This is a genomic window from Pseudomonas asuensis (assembly GCF_014646755.1).
In the GTDB taxonomy this organism is placed as follows: domain Bacteria; phylum Pseudomonadota; class Gammaproteobacteria; order Pseudomonadales; family Pseudomonadaceae; genus Chryseomonas; species Chryseomonas asuensis.
Map to the genome: position 1 here is coordinate 73,611 of NZ_BMNW01000009.1, position 22,736 is coordinate 96,346.

The window sequence follows — 22,736 nt, forward strand, 5'->3', positions numbered from 1 at the left end:
CTCTATCAGAAACGATAGCTGACTTGAGCTGCCAAGCCATGGGCGCTGTTTTCAACTTTGGCACTATAGGCCGGTTGAAGGGCAGTCGCTTCACGGTTGATGGATGCCTTGTCTTCCCACAGGTAGGCATACGCGACGTCAACGGTCAGGTCAGGCGAAGGAGACCAGCCTGCACCAATCGAGACAGTCTTGCGGTTGCCCACCGGAATGCGCACATTGCGGTATTCGTTGTCGGTTGGGGACGGGTCAATGGCAAAACCGGTACGCAGTACCCATTGTGGGTTCAACTGATAAGATGCACCAATGGCATAGGACCACGTGTCATGCCATTTGAGCTCTTCATCTACGGTACCAAGCAGGTTACCCAGGCGTGGAACGGTAGGCGTACCCTGGTTTTGTACCTCAAGCTTCTCCAGACGGCTCCAGCGGGTCCAGGTGGCACCACCATATAACGTCCAGCGATCATCCAGCTTGTAGGTGAAAGACGTATCCACCGACTCAGGCAATGTGATATCCAGCTCGGCATCGTACTTGCCATTCAATGGACCGATGAGGCCATTGACGGCAGGTGACAGACTGGAGAATCCTCTGGCCTTGGTGTGGCCTTCCAGCTTGTATTTGACTTTCGAGTGATAGGTTACCCCTATCGCCAGGTTATCCGTTACATCGGCTAGCACACCAATGTTATAGCCTATAGCCGTGTCGTCGCCTTTGATCTTGAGTTCGGCATCGCCACCGCCCAACGCAGAAAGGGACAGATTGTTGTTTAGCTTGCCTTCGATCCGGTTAAAGGTCGGGCCAAAACCAACAGAAACACGGTCATTGATCTTATAGCTTAAGGTAGGTTGAACTGTAATGACTTCAACCTTGCTATACGATCCGTGATAACGACCCTGAAAGCTCCTTTCGTAATCGCTAATCAAGGCATAAGGTACATAGATGCCCAAGCCAAAGTGCCAGTCATCATTTAAAGGGGTCACAACGTAGCCGAACGGAACGGCAGAGGTGGGCACCATATCCCCATCATTGGTGCCAGATGCCGCGGAACGTACTCGGCTATAGTCTGTGCTGGCACTGATTACGGCCGCTCCGCCGCTGATTTCAGTACGCTTGAGCTTGGACATGCCTGCCGGGTTACCAAAAACGGTCGAGGCATCCAATGCAGAAGACGAACGGCCGGCAAAGGATGTCCCCATACCGCTGGCGCTTTGCTCATTGATGGCAAGGCCGTTGGCAAGGCTAAGGCTGGAAAAACTGGCGACAGCCAGTGCAATTGCTGTTTTCAACCCTGTTGTTTTCATTGTTAGCGCAACTCCAGAAGATGACGCGGGCGGAAACTATCAGAACGGTGACCTTTTACCAACAGCCACAGCGAGCGTATCGCTTAAAAAAGGTTTTAACAGGCTCTTGGTCGTTATTCAAAAAAGACTACTAAGTCACGCTCAGGCTACCTGGTTCCACGTCTCGCTGCACTGCTGCCAAGCCATATGAAAGTGTTGAAGGCGTCCTCTGGGGTTGAATACCTTGCGCCATAACCGCGCCTGTCCTTGTTGGTCGTCCGGCTCCGGCAACGTCAGGCCGGACTCTTCAATCATCAGCCAGGCAATTGCTGTGGCATAGCGAAGGTTGACGGTCAGCTCCAAATGAGGCGCCCTAAAAAAAGCATGTTGGCTGGCGAGGCCCCGGACAAGGCTGGCCAACTCCGGGTCGCGCGCCAGGTAATAATCCCAAAGCGCAGCATGCCGTTCGGCGGAAATTCGATAAATGCCGTGGTATTGCTGTGTTTCAAGCGTGGCGCCTAGCGCAGACTGCGTGGCAGCAGTGGCCAATAGCATGGCCTCGGCGGCCAGGGAGTAGCGGTCTAGATAGACTAGCGTGGGACGAATAACATACTGACTCAATTCGCATGCAGCGATTCCCATGGCTACCTCATCACTAAGGCAATGACCTGCTCGAGTCGAATGCCTGGTCGGTTGATATTGTTTTCGTGTAGCCCCGACTTCTCTTGACGTTAGGCCTTGAACTTCAAGCTTAGCTTTAAGTTTCGCACGTAACCCTTGGCTCTTAGACGATTTTGAAGTTTTCATCCCTGTCTATATTCCGCTTAGTCACGTTGGGTTTATGCCGCGCTATTCATTTGGTAGGCGCCTGGGCAGCCAGAGCATTTTTGAACGCTCATAACAACCGGCCCTTAATTTTGAGACAACGAAGCGCTTCAAATGTGGCAAACCAGAGCACTTGGCGTGTTTTACCTTCTTAATCTGGGCCTTGGGTCTGCCTGAATGCCTCAGGATGGATATACTTCCGGTAACAGTACTGGAGGATTTACGTGGCTCTTGCTATCCAATGGCTCAAAGACAATGCCAGCCTTGCTCGACAATGCGCGTTCTGGCGCACCTTGCCCTTTATCGTGCTCGATACCGAGTTCATGCGGGTCGATACCTTCTATCCCATTGCAGGCTTATTACAGGTAGGTGATGGACAGGGTGCTTTCCTGATCGACCCATTGACGATCAATGACTGGACACCCCTGGCCGAGTTGTTGGAAGACAAGCAGGTCGTAAAGGTTCTTCATGCTTGCAGCGAGGATCTAGAGGTACTTCTGAAGCTCATCGGAAGCCTTCCTGAGCCACTGTTTGATACGCAGTTGGCAGCTGCGTACCTCGGGATTGGTCATTCGATGGGGTATTCACGTCTCGTACATGAACTGCTAGGTATTGCCTTGCCTAAGGACGAGACACGTTCGGACTGGCTTCAACGGCCCTTGACAGAGCTACAGGAGCGCTATGCAGCAGCAGATGTGGAGCATCTGGCGGAGTTGTATATGGCTTTGTCCGAGCGCCTGGATCAGACCAAGCGGGGCTGGCTCCTGGAAGACGGCCGTGAGCTGGTAGCCAACCTCAAGCAGGAGTCCGATCCCTATCAAGCGTATAAAGATGTAAAGCTGGGGTGGCGCCTTTCACGGCAGCAGTTGGCGGTTCTAAGGGCTATCTGCGCGTGGCGCGAGCAGGAGGCGCGGCTGTGTAACCAGCCTCGTAATCGTATTGTACGTGAACGTTCCCTGTGGCCTCTGGCGCGGCTCCAGCCCAAAGATAAGGTGGCGCTTGCCCGTATCGACGACATGCATCCTCGTACGGTACGTCAGTATGGCGATCATCTGATCGAGCTTATCAGTGAAGCAGCCAAGACGCCTCCAGATCAATGGCCTGAGCTCATGTCTGAGCCACTGCCTCCCGAAATTTCGCCAATTCTGAAAGACCTTCGCCTCATCGGTCAGCATGAGGCTGAGCGTCTGACAATGGCACCCGAACTCATGCTGCGTAAAAAGGTGCTCGAAGCCTTGATCAAAAGCGGTTGGCCGGATGGCCAATATGTATTACCCGACACGTTGCGCGGATGGCGCCGCGAGTTAATGGGGCAGGCGTTGCTGGATCGTCTAGCTGCCTTGCGAACCTGATGTTACCCGGAGTATCCATGAAACGAATCTGTTCCATTTATAGAAGTCCGCGCAAAAACGAGATGTATCTGTACGTTGATAAGCGTGATGGGCTTACTCGAGTGCCCGAAGCGCTGATTGCAGCCTTTGGTACACCTCAGCTTACGTTCGAATTCGTCCTTACGTCGGAGCGACGCCTGGAGCGCGAAGACACCGCAAAGGTTTTGGAAAACCTTGAGAAGCAGGGCTATCACCTGCAGATGCCTCCGCCGCAGGATGAATACATTGAACACCTGCCTGAGCAACTGCTACGTATGAACGACCCCCTGTAAAGCTACAACTGCCGCCATCGATTATCAGGAAAGGACCCAGCTATGCGTCTTTTGTTATTGGAAGACAGTTATCAGGATTACCTTCGCGCCTTGGAAGGATTGGATACTTCTTTTGATATAACGGGAGCCGATGACCCCGAGCAACTCGTAACTGTGGCGGCTCAATGTCCAGTGTGGCTGGGTCAGCCAGACCTGATTGCAAGGCTTCTTGGCCAGGGACTCAAGCCTTTGTGGGTCCAGTCTACCTGGGCGGGCATACGTCCACTGCTGGCAACCGAGTTGCCGCAAGACTATCTGCTTACACGAGCAGTAGGCGTGTTCGGGCAATTGATGAGCGAGTATATGCTTGGCTATCTACTCGCTCACGAAAGGCAGCTTTTTGAACGTGCTCAAAAGCAAGCCGACCGGCAATGGGACACGCGTACGCCTGGCTCACTATTAGGGCGGCGTGTTCTGATCGTAGGGGCCGGTGATATTGGCCAGGATGTAGCCCATTTTCTGGCACCTTTTGGTGTAGAGCTCCATGGTGTTGCCAGAAGTCCTCGCGCCTTGCCTGATTTCCTTGAGGTGCATGGCCTTGCAGACCTTAACCGGCAAGCTTCAATGGCCGATTACCTCATTAACCTTCTGCCTGATACATCCCATACCCGTGATCTGTATACACTCGATCTTTTCAGGCAGATGAAGCCTTCAGCGCTGTTCATTAATGCAGGGCGTGGCACTGCTGTAGTGGACACCGATCTGGTTGCTGCTCTAGAGCAAAAGTGTATTGCGGGCGCAGTGCTCGATGTTTTCCGAGAAGAGCCACTGCCTGCGGAGCATCCGTTCTGGTCAGTACCTGGCTTGATAATGACCAGTCATACGGCAGCAGTATCGTCACCAGTCCATATTGCCCGACTGTTTATTGAAAACCTGAGCCGTTACCGTAAAGGGCAGACGTTAAAGGGGCAGGTGGATTTCAAGCAGGGGTACTAATAAGTTTGCAAAACCGACCTCTTGCAGAGGTCGGTTAAAGAGGTTGGCAATCAGCCCAGGGTGTAAGGGCCTTCAGCCGCCAGCTCTTCCACAGGGCGACGTGGACTGGGCAGCTCCCGCGCTTGCAGCTTTTCAGGCAGGGATGACTTTTCACCCAGCTTGCCGATGGCAATGGCCATTTCAATCTTGAAGTCCGTGGGTACTTTGAGTTCCTGGCGAATCAAATCGTACTCGATACCTGCCATCCCATGGGTATGGTAGCCCAACTTACCAGCCTGCAACGTCATGAAGCCCCAGGCTGCGCCAGTATCAAAGCTATGGCTACCCAATGGAACCTCATCGCTGCCGCCGGGCGGAACGAATGTGGTTTTGGACAAAACGATAACCAAGGCGGAGGCATGTTGCGCCCAACTGCGGTTGTACTCACTGATCAGCTTGAGAAAAGTGTCCCAGTGGGCGGAGCCACGGCGAGCATATAAGAAGCGCCAAGGTTGCGCATTGTACGCAGAGGGTGCCCAGCGAGCGGCTTCGAAGATGCTCATCAGCTGGTTTTCTTCAATGGTAGCGTCGCTAAAGGCACGCGGAGACCAGCGTTGGACGAACTGCGGGTCGACGTCGTACTGCGGAACACGGGTGCTGACTGTCATGTGGCTTCCTATGCAAGTAAAAAGCGTTACGCGATGCCCTGGCTCGGCCTGAGGTAAATGATCTGAAGCGTACCGCGCAGAAGCCATCCTGACTTCAAATCGTGACAGGTCATGGATGCTGTTTCGTCTGCGTAGGGTTTCGTCACATTTGGCGCTCAGGCAGGCCCATGAGCTACGCATATGGAAAAGCCCGATAACGTTAACCTTAGAGAGGCTTCGGCGACAAGCTGCACGAGCGGTGCTTGGCCGATTCATACATGAAGACTAGACTGCGCGCTTTTCTAGACCGACTACGTTCATGGCTGATATCACCCGACCTTTCTGGAAACGCAAGACCTTGGACCAGCTCGACCAGGGGGAGTGGGAGTCCCTGTGTGACGGCTGCGGCCTGTGCTGCCTGCAAAAACTCGAGGACGAAGAGGACGGTAGTGTGTATTACACCCGCATCGCCTGCCAGTTATTGGACTTGAAGACGTGCAAATGCACCCGCTATGCCGAGCGCAAACAGTTCGTAGCCGATTGCATCCAGCTAACCCCAGGGCAGGCGGATGAATTCAAATGGCTGCCGCCTACCTGTGGCTATCGTTTAGTGTCTGAAGGCAAGGATCTGCCCATCTGGCATCCCCTGGTGTCAGGCGATGAGGGCGCCGTTCATGATGCCAGAATCTCCCAGTCGGGCCGCATGCTTAGTGAAACTCAGGTAGCGGAAGACGACTGGGAAGATTATATGATCTTCCGTGCGGGCTAAGAATTCCTAGCCCATTGGAGACGGGTCGGCGAGTGATGCGTTTCCTGTAACGGTTGCTGTCTGCGTAGCGCTGATTGCGCTTTCCATCAAACGCTTCAGATGTGTTAGGTCTCGGGAAGCCTGTGAGGCAGGGTCGCGTTTCATGATCTTGGCCAGGCTATGTCCTAACACGCCACCTGGCGGATCGTAGGCAATAAGCGTTTCGACTTCCGTACTGCCATCAGGGCGTTCATTGAAGGCAACCCAGCCCATCGTATTCAGATCGCCACCGGCTACAGAACGCCAGCCAATCAACTCGCCTGGCTCGTCTTCGGTAATGACTGAGTCCCATTCCAATGGGCCGGTAGGGCCTTGAATAACCCAGTGGGAGCGAGTGTCATCAATGATGTCGATGCGTTGGATAAGCTCCATAAAGGCAGGCAGGTTCTTGAAGTCTCGCCAAAAGCGATAGAGCTCATCCTTAGGACGGTTGATGACTACGCAGCAGGATTCTGTCTTGGCATTCTTCCAGTGATGGTCACGCATCAGCTGACGTTCGAACTCACTATGGCTCAGGGCTTGTTTGGCTGCACAGTGCCCTGAATAGCCCCGATAGAGTGCCATAGCACCGATTGCCATTCTGGCAACCCCGAGCAGGCCACCCTGTCGTAGCCCCTTCATCAACAGCAGGCCACCCCCCGTCAAGGAGGCGATACGCTCAAGTCCCCCTACATTTTGTACGCGGTCTGAAAGATGACTGTTGCGAGTGGTACGGCGGCCCAGCATGGCAAGCTCCTTTATGGCAGTCAATTACAAAAAGACCGCGTCAAGGCAAAGCTGTTCCGGTTGGTTCGATAGCTGGTCAACAAATTGGATTGTGTTCAGCAGGCAGGCTTCATAGCCTGCCTGCTGAACACGTGTCACTGAGCCAGGCCGAGCACCTTAAACAGGAAGGCATACTCGAGCGCCACATCACGGAGTGCCTGATACCGCCCACTCATGCCGCCATGGCCTGCGCCAAACTCTGTCTTGAGCAAGAGCAAGGCGTCATTCGTGCGGGTGGCTCTGAGCTTAGCCACCCACTTGGCGGCCTCCCAGTACTGCACACGCGTATCGTGATAGCCCGCTACTGCCAGCAATGCCGGATAGGCTTGCGCCTTTACATTTTCATAAGGAGCATAAGCAGCAATACGAGCGTATACATCGGCCTCACCCGGGTTACCCCATTCGTCATATTCGGTAACGGTCAAGGGCAGGTCTGGTTTGAGCATCGTATTGAGCACATCCACGAATGGTACTTCTGCAATAGCTGCAGCAAACAGATCAGGGCGCTGATTGAGTACGGCGCCAATGAGCAGGCCGCCTGCACTGCCTCCACTGATACACAGCTGGGATGACGTGGTGTGTCCCTGGTCGATCAGGTGCTCGGCGCAGGCAATAAAGTCATCGAACGTGTTCTGCTTGTTTTCCAGCTTGCCCGCCTGATACCAGGCTTCGCCCAGTTCGCCGCCCCCTCTTACATGCGCGATGGCAAAGGTAAAGCCACGGTCCAACAGGCTCAGGCGTGCATGGGAAAACCATGGATCGAGGCTGTGACCATACGCGCCATAACCATACAGATACGTGGGGGTGGGTTGACCTACCCGGTCCTTACGCATGACCAGGCTGATCGGGATTTGTGTGCCGTCTGGCGCGGTAGCCCATAGGCGCCGACTCACGTAGTCATCAGCATTGAACGGTCCTTCTACCGGCACTTCCTTCAATACCTGTTGCTCGCCAGTGGCAAGGTCCAGCTGGCGGACCTGGGCGGGACGATTGAGCGACTCATAACGCAGTCGCATTACAGGGCTATCAAATTCCAGTACGTCGATCATGCCCAGGTTGTAGATCTCGTCCGGTAATTGTACCCGATAGGAACGGGCGCCTTTAGGACGTACCTCCAGCACCGGCAGGCCTGACTCGCGTAGATTCAGGATATAACCGTTGGCATTAAGGTTTACTTCTTCAAGCATGCGCTCAGGATCATGCGGAACCAGCAGCTCCCAATGCTCACGACTCGGCAGGGCATCTGGCGCCTGATACAGGGCGTAATTGATACCTGCCTGGTTGCTACGAATCATCCAGCCATCAGCGCCATGGTCTGGGAAATACTCATGGCCTTCCTGGCGAGGTGCCACGCAAATGAACGCCTCGTTTGGGCGTTCTGCGTCCATGACCCAGGCTTCGCTGGTAGTCTTGCTATGGGACAGCAAAATCAGCTTGCGTTCAGAGCTTGAGCGATAGCAGCCAATGAAGAAACGACCATCGGTTTCGTGAAAGACCATCTGAGCTTCTGCATCACCCAAATGGTAGCGGTACAGTTTGTGTGGGCGATGGGCATCGTCACGCTCACCGAAAAACAGAGTTTGGCTATCGCCGGCCCAGGTCATGCTGCCGTCGCAATCCTTGAATGGAAGCTCAGTCACGTCACCTGACATCAAGTCTTTTATGTACAGGCGGTACGTTTCATCACCTGTCTGATCCAGGCTGTAACCCAGCTTGGTCTGGTCAGGGCTAAGCGTGAAACGGCCAATTGAAAGGAATCCACCGCCAGCCAGTTCATTGGCATCCAGCAGCAGCTCCTCTCTGGACTCATCAATAGTTAGCGAGCCGTCCTGGGGGCGAGGGCAGCGGTAATGGCGAGCATACTCATCACCGGCGCGGGTACGATGGTAATAAAGGTAATCCTTGTACGGCACCGGCAACGACAGGTCTGTCTCCCGGATGCGCCCCTTGATCTCTTGAAAAAGTGTCTCGCGCAACGCTGCTTCTGGCTCTAATACCTCCTCCAGATAGGCGTTTTCGGCCTTCAGATAGGCCAGCACTTCAGGATCATCGCGTTTCTCCAGCCAAACGTAGGGATCAGCACCTTGCGTACGTTGAGCGAGAGGGGCTTGTGTCATGGGTGACTCCTTAAGTGTCGATAAACCAGTTTTGAGTTGCCTGCACAGGCTGTACACGAGTAGGGCGCCCAACTGTGCAAAAGCCGCTATCATAGGCATCCTTTTTATAGACCCGCCATGTATCAAAATGACTGAGCACGATTACCTGATTGCCTGGGCTGTCTATGGTGTTGCCGCACTAGGCTGTCTGTGGGTGTCTTTCAAAGCGACCGGCTGGATGTGGCGCTGGTTGCGTGAGCCCATCCGCTTGATTATTGCCCTGATACTGTTTTCTCCAACGATAGCAGACCCCGAGCACAGCTTTTACGCGCCCTCCAGCGCCATCGTTGTGATGGATCTGGGGTTCCATATAGGTAACAGTGCTTGGCGCGCTGTGGCAGAAATGGCGCTTTATGGGTGTATCGCGTTCGTCGCCTACCTCGTATTCGTTTTGATTCGCTGGTTATTCCAGCGCTCTCGGCGTAACGATCAGGCTGCTGACCAAGCGCCCCCTCCGGCTGATCAGCCAGTCCCGCCCGCAACGGATAATTCGCCGCCCTCATCGCCAACACCGCGGCTTCCAGAGCGCCGTACACGCATCGAGCCGCGTCTATAGCGACTGCATGCCCCTGTCTCTTTGCAGAAAGGGGCGAATGTTCTCCGTCTGGCTAGGTCCATCCCTATATATGTCCATGAGCAGGCATAGGGTAGAGGTTGCACCGGCGTAATGCCGACAGGTGATTATTTTGCTGCCGTATCGTCGCTAAACAGCTGATTCAAACGTGTTTCTTGGACATACTCGTTGTCTGGTATGAGGGCCTGATGCTAGAGCACCTCCCATGCCGTATCGAATGAGGTTTGAATATGTGTGAATTGTTGGGCATGAGTGCCAATGTTCCTACCGACATTACCTTCAGCCTGACGGGCTTGATGCAAAGAGGAGGGCGTACGGGTCCTCATCGCGATGGTTGGGGCGTGGCGCTGTATGAAGGTCACGGATTGCACATGTTCAAGGATTCCATGCCAGGGGCTGATTCTGAAGTGGCTCGCATGATCCAGGGCTATCCGCTCAAGAGTCGTACAGTTATTGCTCATATCCGCCATGCCAATGTCGGCTCGGTGAGTCTTGCTAACACGCATCCTTTTGTTCGGGAAATGGGAGGGCGTTACTGGTGTTTTGCCCATAATGGCCAGCTTAATGAGTTTGCACCGGAAGCTGGCCTGTTCCGGCCAGTGGGTGAGACCGACAGTGAGGCGGCATTCTGTTATTTGCTCAACGAGGTCAGGCGGCGTTTTCCCGATCCGGTTCCGGTCGAGATGCTCTTGCCCGTGCTGGTTGGAACCTGTGATCACTTCCGTCGCTTCGGTGTTTTCAATTGTCTGTTGAGTGACGGTGATTGGCTCTTTACATTTTGCTCGACCAAGCTGGCTCACATCACGCGGCGCGCCCCCTTTGGGCCGGCCCATTTGAAAGATGCCGACCTGGCCGTGGATTTCAAGGCTGAAACAACGCCGGATGATGTTGTTACAGTGATTGCAACGGAGCCGCTGACAGCTAATGAGACTTGGACGCTTCATCAGCCTGGCGAGTGGAAATTATGGTGGGATGGCGAAATCGTTACCCAGGGACGGGTCTAACTGGTAGCGCCAAGCCTGCCATTCGAAACGCAAGGAGTTCCGATGCTGCGTAGTTATATCCGACTCATCCTGTTCGCTCTGGGTCTCTTGGTTGGAGTACAGGTACCAGGATTCATGAGCGATTACAGCCAGCGCATTGAGGCACATCGCCTTGAGGCACATCAGGCCTTGGAAGGGTATCGCAAGACGGCAGGTGAGTTCTTTGGTGGTGATATGGATCGTCTGGTAGCCCATTACCGCGCGAGTGATGATCCAGTGTTCCAAAGCGATGCGGATAGCCTGGGCATGCTGATGCGTCGCGAAAAGATGCTTGATGCTCAATGGCAGGCATTGCAGGGCCGTTGGTATGAGCGCGCCTGGCATGTGTTTACCAAGGCCAACCCGCAAATACTTGACGAGACGTGGCAGGGCTACCGCTATCAGGTTGTTCTAACGCCCGAGTGCATGGGGTGGGGCCTGGCCTGTGCCTTTTTACTGTCCTGGATTATTGAGGCCATCGCCCTGGCGTTGGCAGTGCTTATCATGCCTCGACGCAGGCCAGCCCGACGTCTCGTTTAAATTGAAAGGCCGGAAAATTCCGGCCTTTTTTGTGTCGCTCAGCTTGCAGTGCTGACAGCTGTCTCTAACCGGGCAGTGGTTTGGGGAAGAGAGGCCAATACGCCATAGAATAGTCCTCCCAGCGCACACCCTGTGAACCAGGCGAAGTTAGCAATTGGTGAAAACCATGGAATGAACGTAAATGCAACGCCGACCAAGGTTGCAGGGACCAAGGCTTTTACCGCAATCCAGTTGACACCATTGCTGTACCAGTACCGGCCCTGAGGCGTGTCGTTGAATAGCGCGTCCACATCAATCTTCTGCTTTTTGATGAGGTAAAAGTCGACCAGCAGGATGCCGAACAAGGGCCCGATAAAGGCCGCCAGTACATCCAGCGTGTAGTGAATAACTGCTGGGTTATTGAACAGATTCCACGGTGTAATGAAAATAGATGCTACAGCCGCTATCATCCCTCCTGCCCGCCAGCTGATCTTGCTCGGTGCCACATTGGCAAAATCGAAAGCAGGCGATACGAAGTTGGCTACGATGTTGATACCAATCGTGGCAGTAACGAACGTAAAGGCGCCGAGCAGTACCGCAACCGTATTATCGATGCGTGCAACAGTGGCAATCGGGTCGTGAAGCATTTCTCCAAAGATGGGCAGCGTCCCTGAAACGATAACGACCGTAACCAGTGAAAATGCCAGAAAGTTGATGGGTAGGCCCCAGAAGTTACCGCGGCGGACATCACTCATGCTACGGCAGTAACGGCTGAAGTCACCAAAGTTCAGGGTAGGGCCGGAGAAGTATGAGACGACCAATGCAATGGCAACGATGACCTGCCAAACGGCAGACCAGCCCGACAATGCCTTCTCTTCTAGGGTAAAACTGATATTTTCCCAGCCTGCCTCCCAGACTATCCAGGCGGCAAGCAGGAACATGACTGCGTAAACAGCAGGTCCGGCCCAATCGATAAAGCGGCGGATTGCCTCCATGCCCCACCAGAACACCAGTGCCTGGACTGTCCACAAGGCAAGAAACCCGAGCCAACCCAGATAAGAAAGGCCCATGAAGCTCTGGTCGTGATAGATCGCCATGTCAGGGAAAAATCGGAGCACCACAATAATCAGAGCGCTTGAGGCAAGGTAGGTCTGAATGCCATACCAGGCAACCGCAATCAGGCCACGAATGACAGCAGGAATATTTGCGCCAAATACGCCAAAGGCGAGCCGGCAAATGACGGGGTAGGGCACACCGGCTTGTTGACTGGGTTTGGCCACAAGATTAGCAATCAACTGAACGATGCAGATTCCTACCAGCAAAGCTACAAGTACTTGCCAGCTGGCCAAACCCAGTGCAAACAGGCTGGCAGCAAAGACATAGCCACCCACGCTATGCACATCACTCATCCAGAAGGCAAAGATGTTGTACCACGTCCACGTTTGTGGGGTAGGTCCTAGGTCTTCGTTATACAACTTGTCGCTATAGCCTGCAGGGCGTTTATCTGACATGTGCCATCTCCCTTGTATATCCGAGGCGCTAAGGGTGGTCTCGGTTGTATACAATCTCGTATGCGCCAACTGTGCCAGCTCTGATTTTTCCTTAGGAATCAAATGATTTACTAAGTCTTAATTAAGACCTGTCATGCCTTACCGCTCAATAATGGTGCGTCTTGCACACCTATGTGGCAGTCAAATGGGTAATGTTGGGTGTTGAAGGGCCTTAAAGAGCGGCTCGAATTTTGTATACAACCCTGTGAGCCCTTTGGAGTATTCAGCGTGACCTCATCAGTTCATTGGTTGTTGGGTAACAAAACTGGCAGTGCAAAAGAAAACGATGAGCGAATCTACCGAGACATGCTTGATGCCATCGTTGAGCATCGGCTAGTACCTGGGACGCGTTTGCCTGAGGACGCTCTGGCAGAAGTGTTTGGTATAAGCCGCACGGGGATTCGCAAGGTGCTTCAAAGGCTGGCGCTTGAGCATTTGGTTACGATACGTCCGAATCGAGGGGCGCACGTAACGCAGCCTACACCCAAAGAAGCGCAGGATATCTTGGGCGCGCGACAACTCATTGAACCCGCACTTATGCCTTTTGTGGCGGAGCGGATGGATCAAGCTGCTCTAAAGCCCCTGCGAAAACTGATAGAGCAGGAGCGGCAAGCGCAGGCCAAGGGGCTACAAAGCCAGGCCATTCAATTGTCGGCTCGTTTTCATGTCCAGTTGATCGCGTTGGCAGGTAATGCCGTGCTGACGGAGCAGTTGGTTCAGCTGATAACACGTTCATCACTGATCATCGCTGTATACGGCTCTCGTCACAGTGTGGGATGTGACTGTGGTGACCATGGTGAACTGCTTGACGTGCTCGAAGAGCGGGACGGCAAGCAGGCACAGGTCTGGATGCACCAGCATTTGGGCAGGATTCGCTCAAGTCTCTTCATGGAAGAGCAAAAGCTACCTGAGCCTGATTTTCATGCCATTTTCAACCGACCGCTATCAACATAACCACAGCGCTATTGCCGCGGGAGTGCATCCTATGAAGATTCAGGTTATCAATCCTAATACCAGTGCTCTGATGACAGCAAAAATCGAGCAGGCTGCGCAGGCGATTGCTCGCCCGGGAACGCATATCGTGGCCTCTTGCCCAGAGGACGGTCCTGTTTCCATTGAGGGGCACTTTGACGAAGCCATCGCGACGGTAGGTCTGCTCAATGAGATCAGAAAGGGTATGCAGCAAGGATATGACGCTCACGTCATCGCCTGCTTTGGCGATCCGGGGCTTCTGGCGGCCAGAGAACTGGCGACTGGGCCGGTTATTGGAATTGCTGAGGCCGCTTTTCATATGGCGAGCCTGATCTCGACACGTTTCGCCGTAGTAACGACGCTAATCCGAACCCGTATCATTGCTGAGCATCTTCTTGAGCGATACGGCATGGCTAATCTATGCACGTCGGTTAGGTGCATAGATGAACCGGTACTGGCGTTGGAGGATACAAATCCGCAATTGATTGAGCGAATCGCTGAAGAAGGGCGCAAGGCGGCTCGCGAGGGGGCAGGTGCTATCGTCTTGGGCTGTGGAGGAATGGCAGATCTGCGCAGCCCATTGACCGAGGCAATAGGGCTCCCCGTGGTCGAGGGCGTTACCGCAGCCGTCAAGTTGGCCGAGGCGCTGCTTGAGCTGCGGTTGTCGACAAGCAAGGTAGGAGATCTGGCCTATCCGGTCGCCAAGCCCTTTAAGGGTCAGTTTGCTCACTGGGGAGCCACCTGACTTCAGGCTCTTCCAATAAATTTTCGTCTTTTCAGTTATTTAGAAGAAAAAAGGGCTTGACGACTCAGTCTGATTCCGTAAAATGCGCACCCACAGCAGGCACGTAGCTCAGCTGGTTAGAGCACCACCTTGACATGGTGGGGGTCGTTGGTTCGAGTCCAATCGTGCCTACCAAACATTCCCGCACTGCTGGCGGGGCAAGAAGCCGATCCGAAAGGGTCGGCTTTTTTGTTTGGGTCGTTAAAATGTTTCGCCTCAAACACAGCTCAATGATGCGTCCAATTTTCGTATAACGTCAGGGCTTTTAACTGGCGAGTCACGTGTGTCAGGAGTGGGTAATGAAATGGTTTTGTGTAGGAGCTGCGCTTCTACTCGCCGGGTGTGCAAGCGTAAAGGATCTGGAGCAAAGTCCGCCTTCAATGGATGTCAGGTCTGGTAAGGATGTTCAAGCTTACACTCAATGTCTGGTTGACCGATTGGCCAAGAGCCGCTCACCGGCGACATTGATAGGAAGCCCTGACGAGCAGAAGATCATTGTACCGTCCAAGGTGTCTTCTATTCCGGCCGCTGTTATCCATGTAGATGAGAGCTCTCGTGGTAGCCACATTACGCTGCATGAGCGTATGGCTAATAATCCTTTGCGGCCTAGTGATGTCCGAGAGGCGGTCAAACACTGCATCGACTAGGATGGCTAGTGAGGCGTGCACTTCAAGCAGTTTTGAGAGCACGCTGAGCGGTATTCAGATATACGAGAACAGTGCACCAAACAGAACGACCCAAACCACCGGGACGAAAACGAACAGGAGCTTTTCGGCGGGCGTGAGGGGTCTTTTGCTGATCATTACTCGTTACTACCTGTATAAGTTCGCTGTATGGTTCGTATGGTATGAGGCCCGGCAGTATGCCCAGGCTAAATGACATATCGGCTTAACAGGCGAAACTTGAAGCCAGCAGGAAATAATGGTCGTAGTGAGGGATAAGCGGTCATGCCGTCTGTGTGGTGGCTAGGTACAACGGTTTCTGATCGGTAGAATAAAGGTCTAATGACGGCGCTTCGTAGGGAGTGGGAATGCAGGACGTGTTGATCCACGTGTGGGAAAAGATTTTTTGGATAATGCTTTGGGCGGTTCGCTACCTGCCGGCTACGTTGGCCCTCTTAGGAATAGCATTGGTAGTGGGTGTTAAAAATAGCCAAACATGGTGGGGACGAGTCGTACTGCTTCTGTTTGGTCTTGTAACGCTTCTGGTCGCAATGACCATTCAGATTCTTTCCTCATCCCCTCCTGCTTAAGCCGTTTTAAGTGGCGATCTTGCAAGCGCTGGTTAGCAACCAACCCTTGCAAGATCAGTAAGATCCGTTAACTGCGGCAAGCCTTAAGGTCAACATTTCCAACGTATTTATTGCCGTGCCCCATAATGCACGCTAAGCGCTGATTTCTTTGCCGTTCCCAGCGCTCGGCCGGATACTGTTTGTTCCAAGCCGAATACAGCTGCTGGTCCTGCTTTGATAGGCGAAGATTGTACCGTTCACTCATATACAGGTAGGTGCGGGCAACCATGCCGCGAATTTCAGGGCGGGGCATGGCTTTCTTGGCTTTAAAATCTACAACCATCTGGCAGGCCCCGTACTGGGTCGGTTTCTGAGGCAGCCAGCCAAACGAAAAATTACTGCGGTCGCCATTAACCTCGCCGATGACCGGTACAAGGTTAAAGAGATCAGCTTCTGCCTTCTGATAAACCGGGTCGTTTGATGTGCAATTCTTCCGTCCGCCTTTTTGCCAGCATTGACGCTGATGACCAATAACCCAGGCAGGTACGATGTGCTCCCACTCGATTCGAGAGGCTCTGGTCGCATTTTTGCGGGGTACGTAGCCACAGCTTTTCAGGTCTACAGTCTTGCCGGTGTAATGGCAGCCGCAATAAAAGTCTACCGGTTGCTGTTTGTAGACTTTAGCGCCTATTAGCTTGGCTTCACGAAACGTGCGGGGAGCTTCTGCATAAGCTGGGATGATAAAAAAGAAAAGGGAAAGGAGAGAAAAAATACGAAACATGGCCGGGCTCGATAAGTAAATCGGCGCGGATGGTAACGGGCAATTTAGCTCTTGCGGGGGTTAGTAGGGCTAAAATGAGAAGCAGTTCACTGTATGGATAGACAGTTATCTGGCGGATAAGTGATCGCTAGCTGCTCGAGGCCTGACGAGTCGCTAGCGATTAAGCGTTATCGGCGTGAGCGCTTGGCAGCTTTCTCCCACTGGCCAATCATCTCAAGAGTAAGACGCTCATTCCAAGCGCCTAGCTCGATATTCTGAGCAAGCAGCTTTTTGCGGGCGGCCGCCAATAGGTGGTGTAGGGACGTCGGATTGCAATAAATAGCGGTGCGGATACGCCCAGACTCGAAGTGGGTATTTCCTTGGAGATCTATAGCCTTAAAGGCAAAAGTGCCGCGAGAGTCACGGCTAGTGAATTGGCACTCCAAAGGTGCCAGGGCAGCTTGTATTCTGGAGCGGGCAGCATCGTAGCGTGAGGGTTGCATGTCAGTATGCTTAGAACGACTGTTTGAGATGGCACACTGACACTAAGTTTATACAGTAGTTCGGTAGACGAGCTTGTTTGATCCTTTAATTGTTAAAGATGTCTATTTTGCAGGTGAGGGATACCGATGATTTCTATTTTTTTCTATCTCTGACCATGCAGACAATCATGGCGATGGTGCCAATAATCATCGTAGCAATACCAAAGCCTAACTGGATTTTGGCTTTGCTTTGGTCGCACACTTCAGCGACAGCGCCATGGGCAGGGCAGCCTCCAGTCGTGAACCAGTAGGCATTGCCCAGAAGTAACATGCCGAAGGCGCAAGCGATAAACGCAGTGAGCGCCAAAAATAATACTGTGCGTAACATGAAGACTCTCTCGGTAAAACAATAATGGACGCCAATCAGGCTATCTGCGATGCGGAAGGTGCTACCTGCTACGTATCGGTTTAGCCTCTAGCCTCATTATAACCCTCTTGGAGGGAGAGAAAGGCAAGAACCAATCCAGGGTAAGGGTGCCCAACCCATTAACGGTTATTCCCTAGGAGATAGCAGCATGCCTGAAACTGATAAAATCAATCCTGACCAAATCGATCTTGATCCCGAGATTCAGCCTGATCCCAAGGAGGCCCCTGTTCCTCTGGAGTCTGACGAAGAGGCAGAAAGCCAGTAAGTAAGCACTGTCGACTCATTTATAATGTTATTGCTTCTATAAATGAGTCGTGCTGCTTTTGGTCCTGGGCGATAACAACTATTGACGGTAGTAAGACTCGCCTTAAGCCCAGATTGATAATTAGCGATAGGTCCAGTCAATATTCAACAAGTTGAGTTTTTGAGCCCGGAGACGACGCTTATTGAGCTCATCACTGTGGGGTGGGAAATCCAACTCCACATGCTCCCCGCCATGTTGCTGCAGTACGTATAGAAGGGCAGTGCCTTCATCGATATTGGCCGGTGCATTGGGGATGGCCAGTTCTCTTGGTTCTCCTGCCTCTTCGTAAGTAATAACCAGGTTGCCTGCGTTGCTCATGCTTTTACTCCCTTGGTGGTGTATTCGACGAAGCTGCTTCTTTTGACGAGCGAATATCAAATTCATTCCTTTCAAAGTCCAACGAGCAGATTTCAGATACTTAGGGGCGCTCTTTGCTCGTTCGCTAAGGTACATACATCACACTTTAGAGTGATGTGAATTGTCGAGCACTCATAGGCGCATTGAAAATCCTGCCACGCTTTAGGGAGGGTTTAATGCTGTTGTATACATGCCGATGGGTAGTTCAAGGAATTCTTTTTGTCTGTCTGTTGATGGCCATGTTTGGTCCTCAAGTGACATGGCGCTATTTCGTCGCTCGCCGCATTGCTTCCCGTCTGGGCATACAGCGTCTGTTCGACCTGAATGCTCTGGCTATTGGGTTCTTGTTGCTGGTCAGCTTCTTCGTTATACGGTGGAGTACTCATCCCCTCTCTTGATGTACGGTAAGCCATATTTACAAAGTAGCTCTTGTTGCAAAGCGCTTTGAGTCCGTATGGTAGAGCTTTATGTAAATGATAAGGCAGTGTAATGACTTGGAAGTTGGGTTCTCTGGCAGCGTTGATTTCTTCCTTGGTTCTTGTAAGTGCCTGTAGCAGCTCTCCAGAGTCAGGCAGTAACGAGCGTGCCAGTGGCGCTACGGCGCCATCGGCCACGCTTGGCAGTGGTTGTAATTCAGATGCTGCACAATATGCGGTAGGTAAGACAGCGACACCTGAACTCTTCAAGCAGCTTGAGGAGCGCTCCGGTGCCAAAATGACCCGTCTTGTTCGTCCGGATGATGCCATGACCATGGACTTCAACTCGGAGCGCCTGACTGTCACAACTGACGAGGCTCTGGTTATCAAGACGGCTCGTTGCGGCTGACGCTTTGCAGGCAGGTCAGCGCTCATTCTTCAATTGGCGTTGACCTGCTGTACCCGCGTTAAATGAATCTGTCGCTACAGCGGATAGGATGGCTTCCGCTTGAGTCTATCGTATAGACATAGACCAAAAGGAGAGATCGATGGGATTACGAATCTTTGGCGATCACCGCGCCTGGGCAAGTGCAGTAGAAAGCGAGAAAGGCATTGAGGCCTTTATTGCGATTCAAGGGCAGGGGAAAGAGGATGAGGCTCTCCATCGAGTAGCGACAGACCGTACCTTTACGGACCTGATGGAGGCAGAGCGCGCGGCAGATGAAGTCCTGCAAAAAATGACAGGTATTACCGCCGACAGCAAACCCCTATTCGACGAGCCCTGAAGTTTTTGAGCGCATATAAAAAAGCCCCGTCATGACGGGGCTTTTTTAGAGGGAGTGGATTAAACCACTTCAACCTCTTGTGCTTCCATACCTTTCTGGCCTTTGGCGGCCACGAAAGATACAGCCTGACCTTCTTTCAGGCTCTTGAAGCCAGCAGCCTTGATCTGACGGAAGTGAACGAACAGATCAGCACCACCGGAGGACGGGGTGATGAAGCCAAAACCTTTCTCATCGTTGAACCACTTAACAGTACCGTTTTCGCGATTAGCCATGGTGTTTTTTACCTTTTCAAAAATTAAGTTTCGGTTAAGGGAAGTCTTGACCGAGACTGAGCACTGAGTGTAACGGAGTCGTAACGATGTTGGATCTGTATCTAAACACCATGTTGCGATTCACAGTAATGCACGGGCACAGCAGGATCATATTACGACCATATGTGATCATTTGAAAAGACCAAAAGTTCATCTAATGATCAAACCCATGATTGCAGGCTGTCCGGTCAGCTATATGGACCACTGAAAAAACACTTTTACTTCCTTGAACTGGCCATAAATTCAAAGAAAAGTACAAGGATCTTTATTTTTTGAAAACTCGGCATTTGGCAGATAAAAAAGACTGCTTGAAGCGAAAAAAGATGGAGCAGGGCGACTGAGAGGGGCGTTGAGTTGGAAACTGAGGCAGGCAAGGCCAGGTTAGAGGCCTTGCCTGCTATCAGTATCAGGGGTTACTTCTGAGGCAACGCAAAGGCAACTACATAGTCGCCTTGGCGAGTACCCAGAGAGCCATGACCACCGGCATAAACAAGGATGTACTGACGTCCATCCTTGCCGGTATAAGTCATCGGTGTAGTCTGGCCGCCTGCTGGCAGACGACCTTCCCACAGTTGCTTGCCGTTACGAACATCATAGGCGCGCAGATACTGGTCCAGCGTACCGCTCAGGAAGGCCAGGCCACTGGATGTCATGAAAGCCCCACCCAGTGCCGGAACACCCATGGGAAGCGGCATTGGAACAGGCGAGCTGTCACGTACAGTGCCGTTCTTGTGCTTCCAGATGACCTGGTTGGTGGTCATGTCAACAGCAGCCACATAACCCCATGGCGGTGACTGGCAGGGCAGGCCCATGGGAGACAGCAAGGCACCCATGATCACACCGTACGGTGCGCCTTTGTTGGGCTGAACGCCCTCTGTCTCACTCTTGCGAGCCGGGCCGCCTTCCACGTCTTCACGTGCCACGAGCTTGGACGTAAACGCCATGTAGCTGGGCGAAAGAAACATCACCTGACGGATAGGATCCACGGCGACGCCACCCCAGTCGAATACACCGAAGTTGCCCGGATAAACGATCGAACCCTGCAGCGAAGGCGGCGTGTAGATGCCTTCATAGCGATGCGATTTGAACGTGATACGGCAAAGCATCTGATCCAGAGGTGTCACGCCCCACATGTCCGCTTCCTTGAGTGTCTGCGGCATCATGTTGAGTTCGGACATTGGCTGCGTGGGGGAAGTATGATCGCCTTCCACCGCACCCTGCGGAACGGGAGTTTCGTGAATGGGAACGATGGGCTGACCGTTGGTGCGATCCAGCACATAGAGGCTGCCTTGCTTGGTGGATGCAATCAGGCCCGGCTTAATGCCGTCAGCAGTCTTGATATCCATCAGCGTCGGCTGGCCACCTATGTCCATGTCCCACAGGTCGTGGTGAGTGAACTGGTAGTTCCAGCGTACTTTGCCGGTATTGACGTCTAGCGCAACGACACCAGCGCTGTATTTTTCAGCCTCTGGCGTACGCATGCCACCGTATTGGTCGGGCGTTTGGTTGCCCATTGGCAAATAGATCAGTCCAAGCTTCTCGTCCACGGACATGACCGACCATACGTTCGCAGAGTTGCGGGTATAGGTTTGGCCAGGCTGGATGGGATCGGTAGCCTCAGGGTTACCACTGTCCCAATTCCAGACGAGGTGGCCATCGTGCACGTCATAGGCGCGAATAACGCCAGAAGGCTCGTCAGTTGAAGCGTTATCCGTTACATGGCCGCCAATAATGACCAAGTCACGGGTAACCGACGGCGGCGAGGTGGAGTAGTAGCCACCTGCAGTGAAGCCGCCGATGTTTGCGCCCAGGTTGATGGAGCCTTTATCACCGAAGTCTTCACACATTTTGCCCGTGTCGGCATTCAGTGCGATCAAGCGAGTGTCCGCAGTAGGCAGGAACAGACGGCGAGGGCAGGAATTGCTGGCCGGTGCCGTAGCGTCTGCAGGTGCAGGAGCCGCTTGCGTGGTGCCTTGAGCGTCGGCCTGAGCATAGATGGCATCATCATGATAGGCCACGCCACGGCAGGTCATATGTGCCCAGCCCTTGAAGCTATCAGCACTCTGAGTGCTCAGCTTGGGGTCAAAGCGCCACAGCTCTTTGCCGGAGTCAGGGTCCAGGGCAATGACTTGGCTGTGGGGTGTGCAGACGTAGAGCTTTCCATTGACCTTGAGTGGAGTGTTCTCGGCTGTCGTTTCCTGCGGGTCGTTCGGCCCTGGGATATCACCGGTACGATAGGTCCAGGCTACTTCCAGCTGATTCACGTTCTCGGGTGTGATCTGATTCAGCGGAGAGTACTTGTCTCCAAATGAAGTGCGGCCATAGGACTGCCAATCGCCATCAGGCATGGAAGGAGCTGCATTCACAGTACCTGCGCTGGCACGATCCAGGCTACCCTCGATGTTATGTGGGTTGGTGAATTGGCTGGCCACTGCAGCTGCACCAGCCAGAACAACCGCACCGGTCAGTGGCATGGCGCCTACTGAGCTGAGCCCAGCTTTGCGAGCCATGGGGCGACGTATCCAGGGCAGGAGTAGAACAATGCCTACGACGAACCATAGCGACAGGCGTGGAACGAGCTGCCACCAATCCAGGCCAACTTCATAGAGCGCCCAAAGGGTTGAGGCGAACAGAATGAAAGCAAACAGTGGAAGTGCCGCCCGACGGGCAAGCACCAGAAGAATACCAGTGATAAAAACACCGGCACCCGCGAGGGCGTAATAGAAAGATCCTCCTACGGTAATCAGTTTAACGCCACCAACGAGCATGGCGAGGCCGATCAGCGCAAGGACGATACCAACTAACGTAGAAAAAAGACGCGTTTTTGCAAACGGTCCACTCGTTTCGTTCATGAGGGCAATACCAGATTCTTAAAATAGGATTCACCGGACTTGACCATTAGGGCTGTCCGGGAGTTGCACGGGAAAGGATGTTGGAATTCTTATAAAAACAATCTTATACCGTCTGTCACGCTCTGCGCAGATTCAAGTTAGGCAAAGGTGTTTTGTGGATTTGTGCAAAGGCGAAACTGAGAGGTAGTTTGAATTATTACGCACAGTCAGATTTTTCTGATAGCCGCTAGAGAGAGTCGAGGTGTCTCCATGGAAAGCTGAGGTTATTGGCCTTCCTTGTTCGTGGACTATC

At 53.0% G+C, this 22,736-nt stretch carries 26 protein-coding genes and 1 tRNA gene; 15 read left to right on the forward strand and 12 right to left on the reverse strand.

The window, feature by feature from the left end:
• Positions 1-5 precede the first annotated feature (5 nt).
• Positions 6-1,301, reverse strand: a complete 1,296-nt coding sequence (locus IEX86_RS18505; RefSeq protein ID WP_188867626.1) for an outer membrane protein transport protein — start codon at positions 1,299-1,301, stop codon at positions 6-8.
• Positions 1,302-1,442: 141 nt separating this feature from the next.
• Positions 1,443-1,922: a hypothetical protein gene (locus IEX86_RS18510; RefSeq protein WP_188867627.1), complete on the reverse strand. Its 480-nt coding sequence runs from the start codon at positions 1,920-1,922 to the stop codon at positions 1,443-1,445.
• 407 nt (positions 1,923-2,329) lie between these two features.
• On the opposite strand from IEX86_RS18510, the gene rnd reads away from it, so the two are divergent.
• Genes rnd through IEX86_RS18525 form a run of 3 tightly spaced genes read left to right on the forward strand, consistent with a single transcriptional unit; the run spans position 2,330 to position 4,743 of the window.
• A complete protein-coding gene (gene rnd, locus IEX86_RS18515; RefSeq protein ID WP_188867628.1) occupies positions 2,330-3,457 on the forward strand; it encodes a ribonuclease D in 1,128 nt (375 codons plus the stop codon).
• A 17-nt stretch (positions 3,458-3,474) separates the two neighbouring features.
• A complete protein-coding gene (locus tag IEX86_RS18520) occupies positions 3,475-3,768 on the forward strand; it encodes a YcgL domain-containing protein (protein ID WP_188867629.1) in 294 nt (97 codons plus the stop codon).
• A 42-nt stretch (positions 3,769-3,810) separates the two neighbouring features.
• A complete protein-coding gene (locus IEX86_RS18525; protein WP_188867630.1) occupies positions 3,811-4,743 on the forward strand; it encodes a D-2-hydroxyacid dehydrogenase in 933 nt (310 codons plus the stop codon).
• Positions 4,744-4,793: 50 nt separating this feature from the next.
• On the opposite strand, the gene IEX86_RS18530 is transcribed toward IEX86_RS18525, so the two are convergent.
• On the reverse strand, positions 4,794-5,390 hold the full coding sequence (locus IEX86_RS18530) for a nitroreductase family protein (RefSeq protein WP_188867631.1): 597 nt from the start codon (positions 5,388-5,390) through the stop codon (positions 4,794-4,796).
• Positions 5,391-5,688: 298 nt separating this feature from the next.
• Between IEX86_RS18530 and IEX86_RS18535 the strand changes: the two genes are divergently transcribed.
• Positions 5,689-6,138 carry a YcgN family cysteine cluster protein gene (locus tag IEX86_RS18535; RefSeq protein WP_188867632.1) on the forward strand — a complete coding sequence of 150 codons (450 nt, stop codon included), beginning with the start codon at positions 5,689-5,691 and terminating at the stop codon, positions 6,136-6,138.
• Between the two features lie 6 nt (positions 6,139-6,144).
• Here IEX86_RS18535 and IEX86_RS18540 read toward each other — a convergent pair whose 3' ends face one another.
• Together IEX86_RS18540 and IEX86_RS18545 are read right to left on the reverse strand one after the other, a co-directional pair.
• Positions 6,145-6,903 carry an SRPBCC family protein gene (locus tag IEX86_RS18540; protein WP_188867633.1) on the reverse strand — a complete coding sequence of 253 codons (759 nt, stop codon included), beginning with the start codon at positions 6,901-6,903 and terminating at the stop codon, positions 6,145-6,147.
• A 134-nt stretch (positions 6,904-7,037) separates the two neighbouring features.
• Complete coding sequence (locus IEX86_RS18545) at positions 7,038-9,059, reverse strand: S9 family peptidase (RefSeq protein WP_188867634.1); 2,022 nt, start codon at positions 9,057-9,059, stop codon at positions 7,038-7,040.
• A 127-nt stretch (positions 9,060-9,186) separates the two neighbouring features.
• Here IEX86_RS18545 and IEX86_RS18550 point away from each other — a divergent pair, with 127 nt between their 5' ends.
• The 3 genes from IEX86_RS18550 to IEX86_RS18560 all read left to right on the forward strand — a co-directional run bounded on the left by IEX86_RS18550 (position 9,187) and on the right by IEX86_RS18560 (position 11,234).
• Positions 9,187-9,654 carry an MFS transporter gene (locus tag IEX86_RS18550; RefSeq protein WP_229685411.1) on the forward strand — a complete coding sequence of 156 codons (468 nt, stop codon included), beginning with the start codon at positions 9,187-9,189 and terminating at the stop codon, positions 9,652-9,654.
• A 248-nt stretch (positions 9,655-9,902) separates the two neighbouring features.
• The gene (locus IEX86_RS18555; RefSeq protein WP_188867636.1) at positions 9,903-10,676 is read left to right on the forward strand and encodes a class II glutamine amidotransferase; all 774 of its coding nucleotides are present in this window, start codon (positions 9,903-9,905) and stop codon (positions 10,674-10,676) included.
• Positions 10,677-10,718: 42 nt separating this feature from the next.
• Complete coding sequence (locus tag IEX86_RS18560) at positions 10,719-11,234, forward strand: DUF2937 family protein (protein ID WP_188867637.1); 516 nt, start codon at positions 10,719-10,721, stop codon at positions 11,232-11,234.
• A 38-nt stretch (positions 11,235-11,272) separates the two neighbouring features.
• On the opposite strand, the gene IEX86_RS18565 is transcribed toward IEX86_RS18560, so the two are convergent.
• Positions 11,273-12,724 carry an NCS1 family nucleobase:cation symporter-1 gene (locus IEX86_RS18565; RefSeq protein WP_188867638.1) on the reverse strand — a complete coding sequence of 484 codons (1,452 nt, stop codon included), beginning with the start codon at positions 12,722-12,724 and terminating at the stop codon, positions 11,273-11,275.
• A gap of 267 nt (positions 12,725-12,991) precedes the next feature.
• Here IEX86_RS18565 and IEX86_RS18570 point away from each other — a divergent pair, with 267 nt between their 5' ends.
• The 5 genes from IEX86_RS18570 to IEX86_RS18590 all read left to right on the forward strand — a co-directional run bounded on the left by IEX86_RS18570 (position 12,992) and on the right by IEX86_RS18590 (position 15,771).
• Positions 12,992-13,717, forward strand: a complete 726-nt coding sequence (locus IEX86_RS18570) for a GntR family transcriptional regulator (protein ID WP_268239875.1) — start codon at positions 12,992-12,994, stop codon at positions 13,715-13,717.
• Between the two features lie 31 nt (positions 13,718-13,748).
• Complete coding sequence (locus IEX86_RS18575; protein ID WP_188867639.1) at positions 13,749-14,480, forward strand: aspartate/glutamate racemase family protein; 732 nt, start codon at positions 13,749-13,751, stop codon at positions 14,478-14,480.
• Between the two features lie 97 nt (positions 14,481-14,577).
• A tRNA-Val gene (locus IEX86_RS18580) sits at positions 14,578-14,654 on the forward strand.
• Between the two features lie 164 nt (positions 14,655-14,818).
• Positions 14,819-15,166, forward strand: a complete 348-nt coding sequence (locus IEX86_RS18585) for a hypothetical protein (protein WP_188867640.1) — start codon at positions 14,819-14,821, stop codon at positions 15,164-15,166.
• Between the two features lie 383 nt (positions 15,167-15,549).
• Complete coding sequence (locus tag IEX86_RS18590; protein WP_188867641.1) at positions 15,550-15,771, forward strand: hypothetical protein; 222 nt, start codon at positions 15,550-15,552, stop codon at positions 15,769-15,771.
• Between the two features lie 67 nt (positions 15,772-15,838).
• Here IEX86_RS18590 and IEX86_RS18595 read toward each other — a convergent pair whose 3' ends face one another.
• From IEX86_RS18595 to IEX86_RS18610, 4 genes are all read right to left on the reverse strand, one after another.
• Positions 15,839-16,531 (reverse strand): endonuclease, encoded by a 693-nt coding sequence (locus IEX86_RS18595; protein ID WP_188867642.1) that lies wholly within the window; start codon positions 16,529-16,531, stop codon positions 15,839-15,841.
• A gap of 167 nt (positions 16,532-16,698) precedes the next feature.
• Complete coding sequence (locus IEX86_RS18600; protein ID WP_188867643.1) at positions 16,699-17,013, reverse strand: hypothetical protein; 315 nt, start codon at positions 17,011-17,013, stop codon at positions 16,699-16,701.
• Positions 17,014-17,146: 133 nt separating this feature from the next.
• Positions 17,147-17,380: a hypothetical protein gene (locus IEX86_RS18605; RefSeq protein WP_188867644.1), complete on the reverse strand. Its 234-nt coding sequence runs from the start codon at positions 17,378-17,380 to the stop codon at positions 17,147-17,149.
• A gap of 424 nt (positions 17,381-17,804) precedes the next feature.
• Positions 17,805-18,041, reverse strand: coding sequence for a hypothetical protein (locus IEX86_RS18610; RefSeq protein ID WP_188867645.1), 237 nt, complete (start codon positions 18,039-18,041; stop codon positions 17,805-17,807).
• Positions 18,042-18,256: 215 nt separating this feature from the next.
• On the opposite strand from IEX86_RS18610, the gene IEX86_RS18615 reads away from it, so the two are divergent.
• The 3 genes from IEX86_RS18615 to IEX86_RS18625 all read left to right on the forward strand — a co-directional run bounded on the left by IEX86_RS18615 (position 18,257) and on the right by IEX86_RS18625 (position 19,281).
• Entirely contained in the window at positions 18,257-18,478 is a 222-nt protein-coding gene (locus IEX86_RS18615; RefSeq protein ID WP_188867646.1) for a hypothetical protein, read from the forward strand.
• A 91-nt stretch (positions 18,479-18,569) separates the two neighbouring features.
• Complete coding sequence (locus IEX86_RS18620) at positions 18,570-18,905, forward strand: I78 family peptidase inhibitor (RefSeq protein ID WP_188867647.1); 336 nt, start codon at positions 18,570-18,572, stop codon at positions 18,903-18,905.
• Positions 18,906-19,044: 139 nt separating this feature from the next.
• Positions 19,045-19,281: a hypothetical protein gene (locus IEX86_RS18625; protein ID WP_188867648.1), complete on the forward strand. Its 237-nt coding sequence runs from the start codon at positions 19,045-19,047 to the stop codon at positions 19,279-19,281.
• A 59-nt stretch (positions 19,282-19,340) separates the two neighbouring features.
• On the opposite strand, the gene IEX86_RS18630 is transcribed toward IEX86_RS18625, so the two are convergent.
• Together IEX86_RS18630 and IEX86_RS18635 are read right to left on the reverse strand one after the other, a co-directional pair.
• Complete coding sequence (locus tag IEX86_RS18630) at positions 19,341-19,553, reverse strand: cold-shock protein (RefSeq protein WP_188867649.1); 213 nt, start codon at positions 19,551-19,553, stop codon at positions 19,341-19,343.
• A gap of 452 nt (positions 19,554-20,005) precedes the next feature.
• Complete coding sequence (locus IEX86_RS18635) at positions 20,006-22,444, reverse strand: membrane-bound PQQ-dependent dehydrogenase, glucose/quinate/shikimate family (RefSeq protein ID WP_188867650.1); 2,439 nt, start codon at positions 22,442-22,444, stop codon at positions 20,006-20,008.
• Positions 22,445-22,736: the final 292 nt, after the last annotated feature.

What these genes read in the sequence shown, in the direction of transcription:
- IEX86_RS18505 (WP_188867626.1), bottom strand. Translation starts at nt 1,301, where the DNA reads ATGAAAACAACAGGGTTGAAAACAGCAATTGCACTGGCTGTCGCCAGT.
- IEX86_RS18510 (WP_188867627.1), bottom strand. Translation starts at nt 1,922, where the DNA reads ATGGGAATCGCTGCATGCGAATTGAGTCAGTATGTTATTCGTCCCACG.
- IEX86_RS18520 (WP_188867629.1), top strand. Translation starts at nt 3,475, where the DNA reads ATGAAACGAATCTGTTCCATTTATAGAAGTCCGCGCAAAAACGAGATG.
- IEX86_RS18525 (WP_188867630.1), top strand. Translation starts at nt 3,811, where the DNA reads ATGCGTCTTTTGTTATTGGAAGACAGTTATCAGGATTACCTTCGCGCC.
- IEX86_RS18530 (WP_188867631.1), bottom strand. Translation starts at nt 5,390, where the DNA reads ATGACAGTCAGCACCCGTGTTCCGCAGTACGACGTCGACCCGCAGTTC.
- IEX86_RS18535 (WP_188867632.1), top strand. Translation starts at nt 5,689, where the DNA reads ATGGCTGATATCACCCGACCTTTCTGGAAACGCAAGACCTTGGACCAG.
- IEX86_RS18540 (WP_188867633.1), bottom strand. Translation starts at nt 6,903, where the DNA reads ATGCTGGGCCGCCGTACCACTCGCAACAGTCATCTTTCAGACCGCGTA.
- IEX86_RS18545 (WP_188867634.1), bottom strand. Translation starts at nt 9,059, where the DNA reads ATGACACAAGCCCCTCTCGCTCAACGTACGCAAGGTGCTGATCCCTAC.
- IEX86_RS18550 (WP_229685411.1), top strand. Translation starts at nt 9,187, where the DNA reads ATGACTGAGCACGATTACCTGATTGCCTGGGCTGTCTATGGTGTTGCC.
- IEX86_RS18555 (WP_188867636.1), top strand. Translation starts at nt 9,903, where the DNA reads ATGTGTGAATTGTTGGGCATGAGTGCCAATGTTCCTACCGACATTACC.
- IEX86_RS18560 (WP_188867637.1), top strand. Translation starts at nt 10,719, where the DNA reads ATGCTGCGTAGTTATATCCGACTCATCCTGTTCGCTCTGGGTCTCTTG.
- IEX86_RS18565 (WP_188867638.1), bottom strand. Translation starts at nt 12,724, where the DNA reads ATGTCAGATAAACGCCCTGCAGGCTATAGCGACAAGTTGTATAACGAA.
- IEX86_RS18575 (WP_188867639.1), top strand. Translation starts at nt 13,749, where the DNA reads ATGAAGATTCAGGTTATCAATCCTAATACCAGTGCTCTGATGACAGCA.
- IEX86_RS18585 (WP_188867640.1), top strand. Translation starts at nt 14,819, where the DNA reads ATGAAATGGTTTTGTGTAGGAGCTGCGCTTCTACTCGCCGGGTGTGCA.
- IEX86_RS18590 (WP_188867641.1), top strand. Translation starts at nt 15,550, where the DNA reads ATGCAGGACGTGTTGATCCACGTGTGGGAAAAGATTTTTTGGATAATG.
- IEX86_RS18595 (WP_188867642.1), bottom strand. Translation starts at nt 16,531, where the DNA reads ATGTTTCGTATTTTTTCTCTCCTTTCCCTTTTCTTTTTTATCATCCCA.
- IEX86_RS18600 (WP_188867643.1), bottom strand. Translation starts at nt 17,013, where the DNA reads ATGCAACCCTCACGCTACGATGCTGCCCGCTCCAGAATACAAGCTGCC.
- IEX86_RS18605 (WP_188867644.1), bottom strand. Translation starts at nt 17,380, where the DNA reads ATGTTACGCACAGTATTATTTTTGGCGCTCACTGCGTTTATCGCTTGC.
- IEX86_RS18610 (WP_188867645.1), bottom strand. Translation starts at nt 18,041, where the DNA reads ATGAGCAACGCAGGCAACCTGGTTATTACTTACGAAGAGGCAGGAGAA.
- IEX86_RS18615 (WP_188867646.1), top strand. Translation starts at nt 18,257, where the DNA reads ATGCTGTTGTATACATGCCGATGGGTAGTTCAAGGAATTCTTTTTGTC.
- IEX86_RS18620 (WP_188867647.1), top strand. Translation starts at nt 18,570, where the DNA reads ATGACTTGGAAGTTGGGTTCTCTGGCAGCGTTGATTTCTTCCTTGGTT.
- IEX86_RS18625 (WP_188867648.1), top strand. Translation starts at nt 19,045, where the DNA reads ATGGGATTACGAATCTTTGGCGATCACCGCGCCTGGGCAAGTGCAGTA.
- IEX86_RS18630 (WP_188867649.1), bottom strand. Translation starts at nt 19,553, where the DNA reads ATGGCTAATCGCGAAAACGGTACTGTTAAGTGGTTCAACGATGAGAAA.
- IEX86_RS18635 (WP_188867650.1), bottom strand. Translation starts at nt 22,444, where the DNA reads ATGAACGAAACGAGTGGACCGTTTGCAAAAACGCGTCTTTTTTCTACG.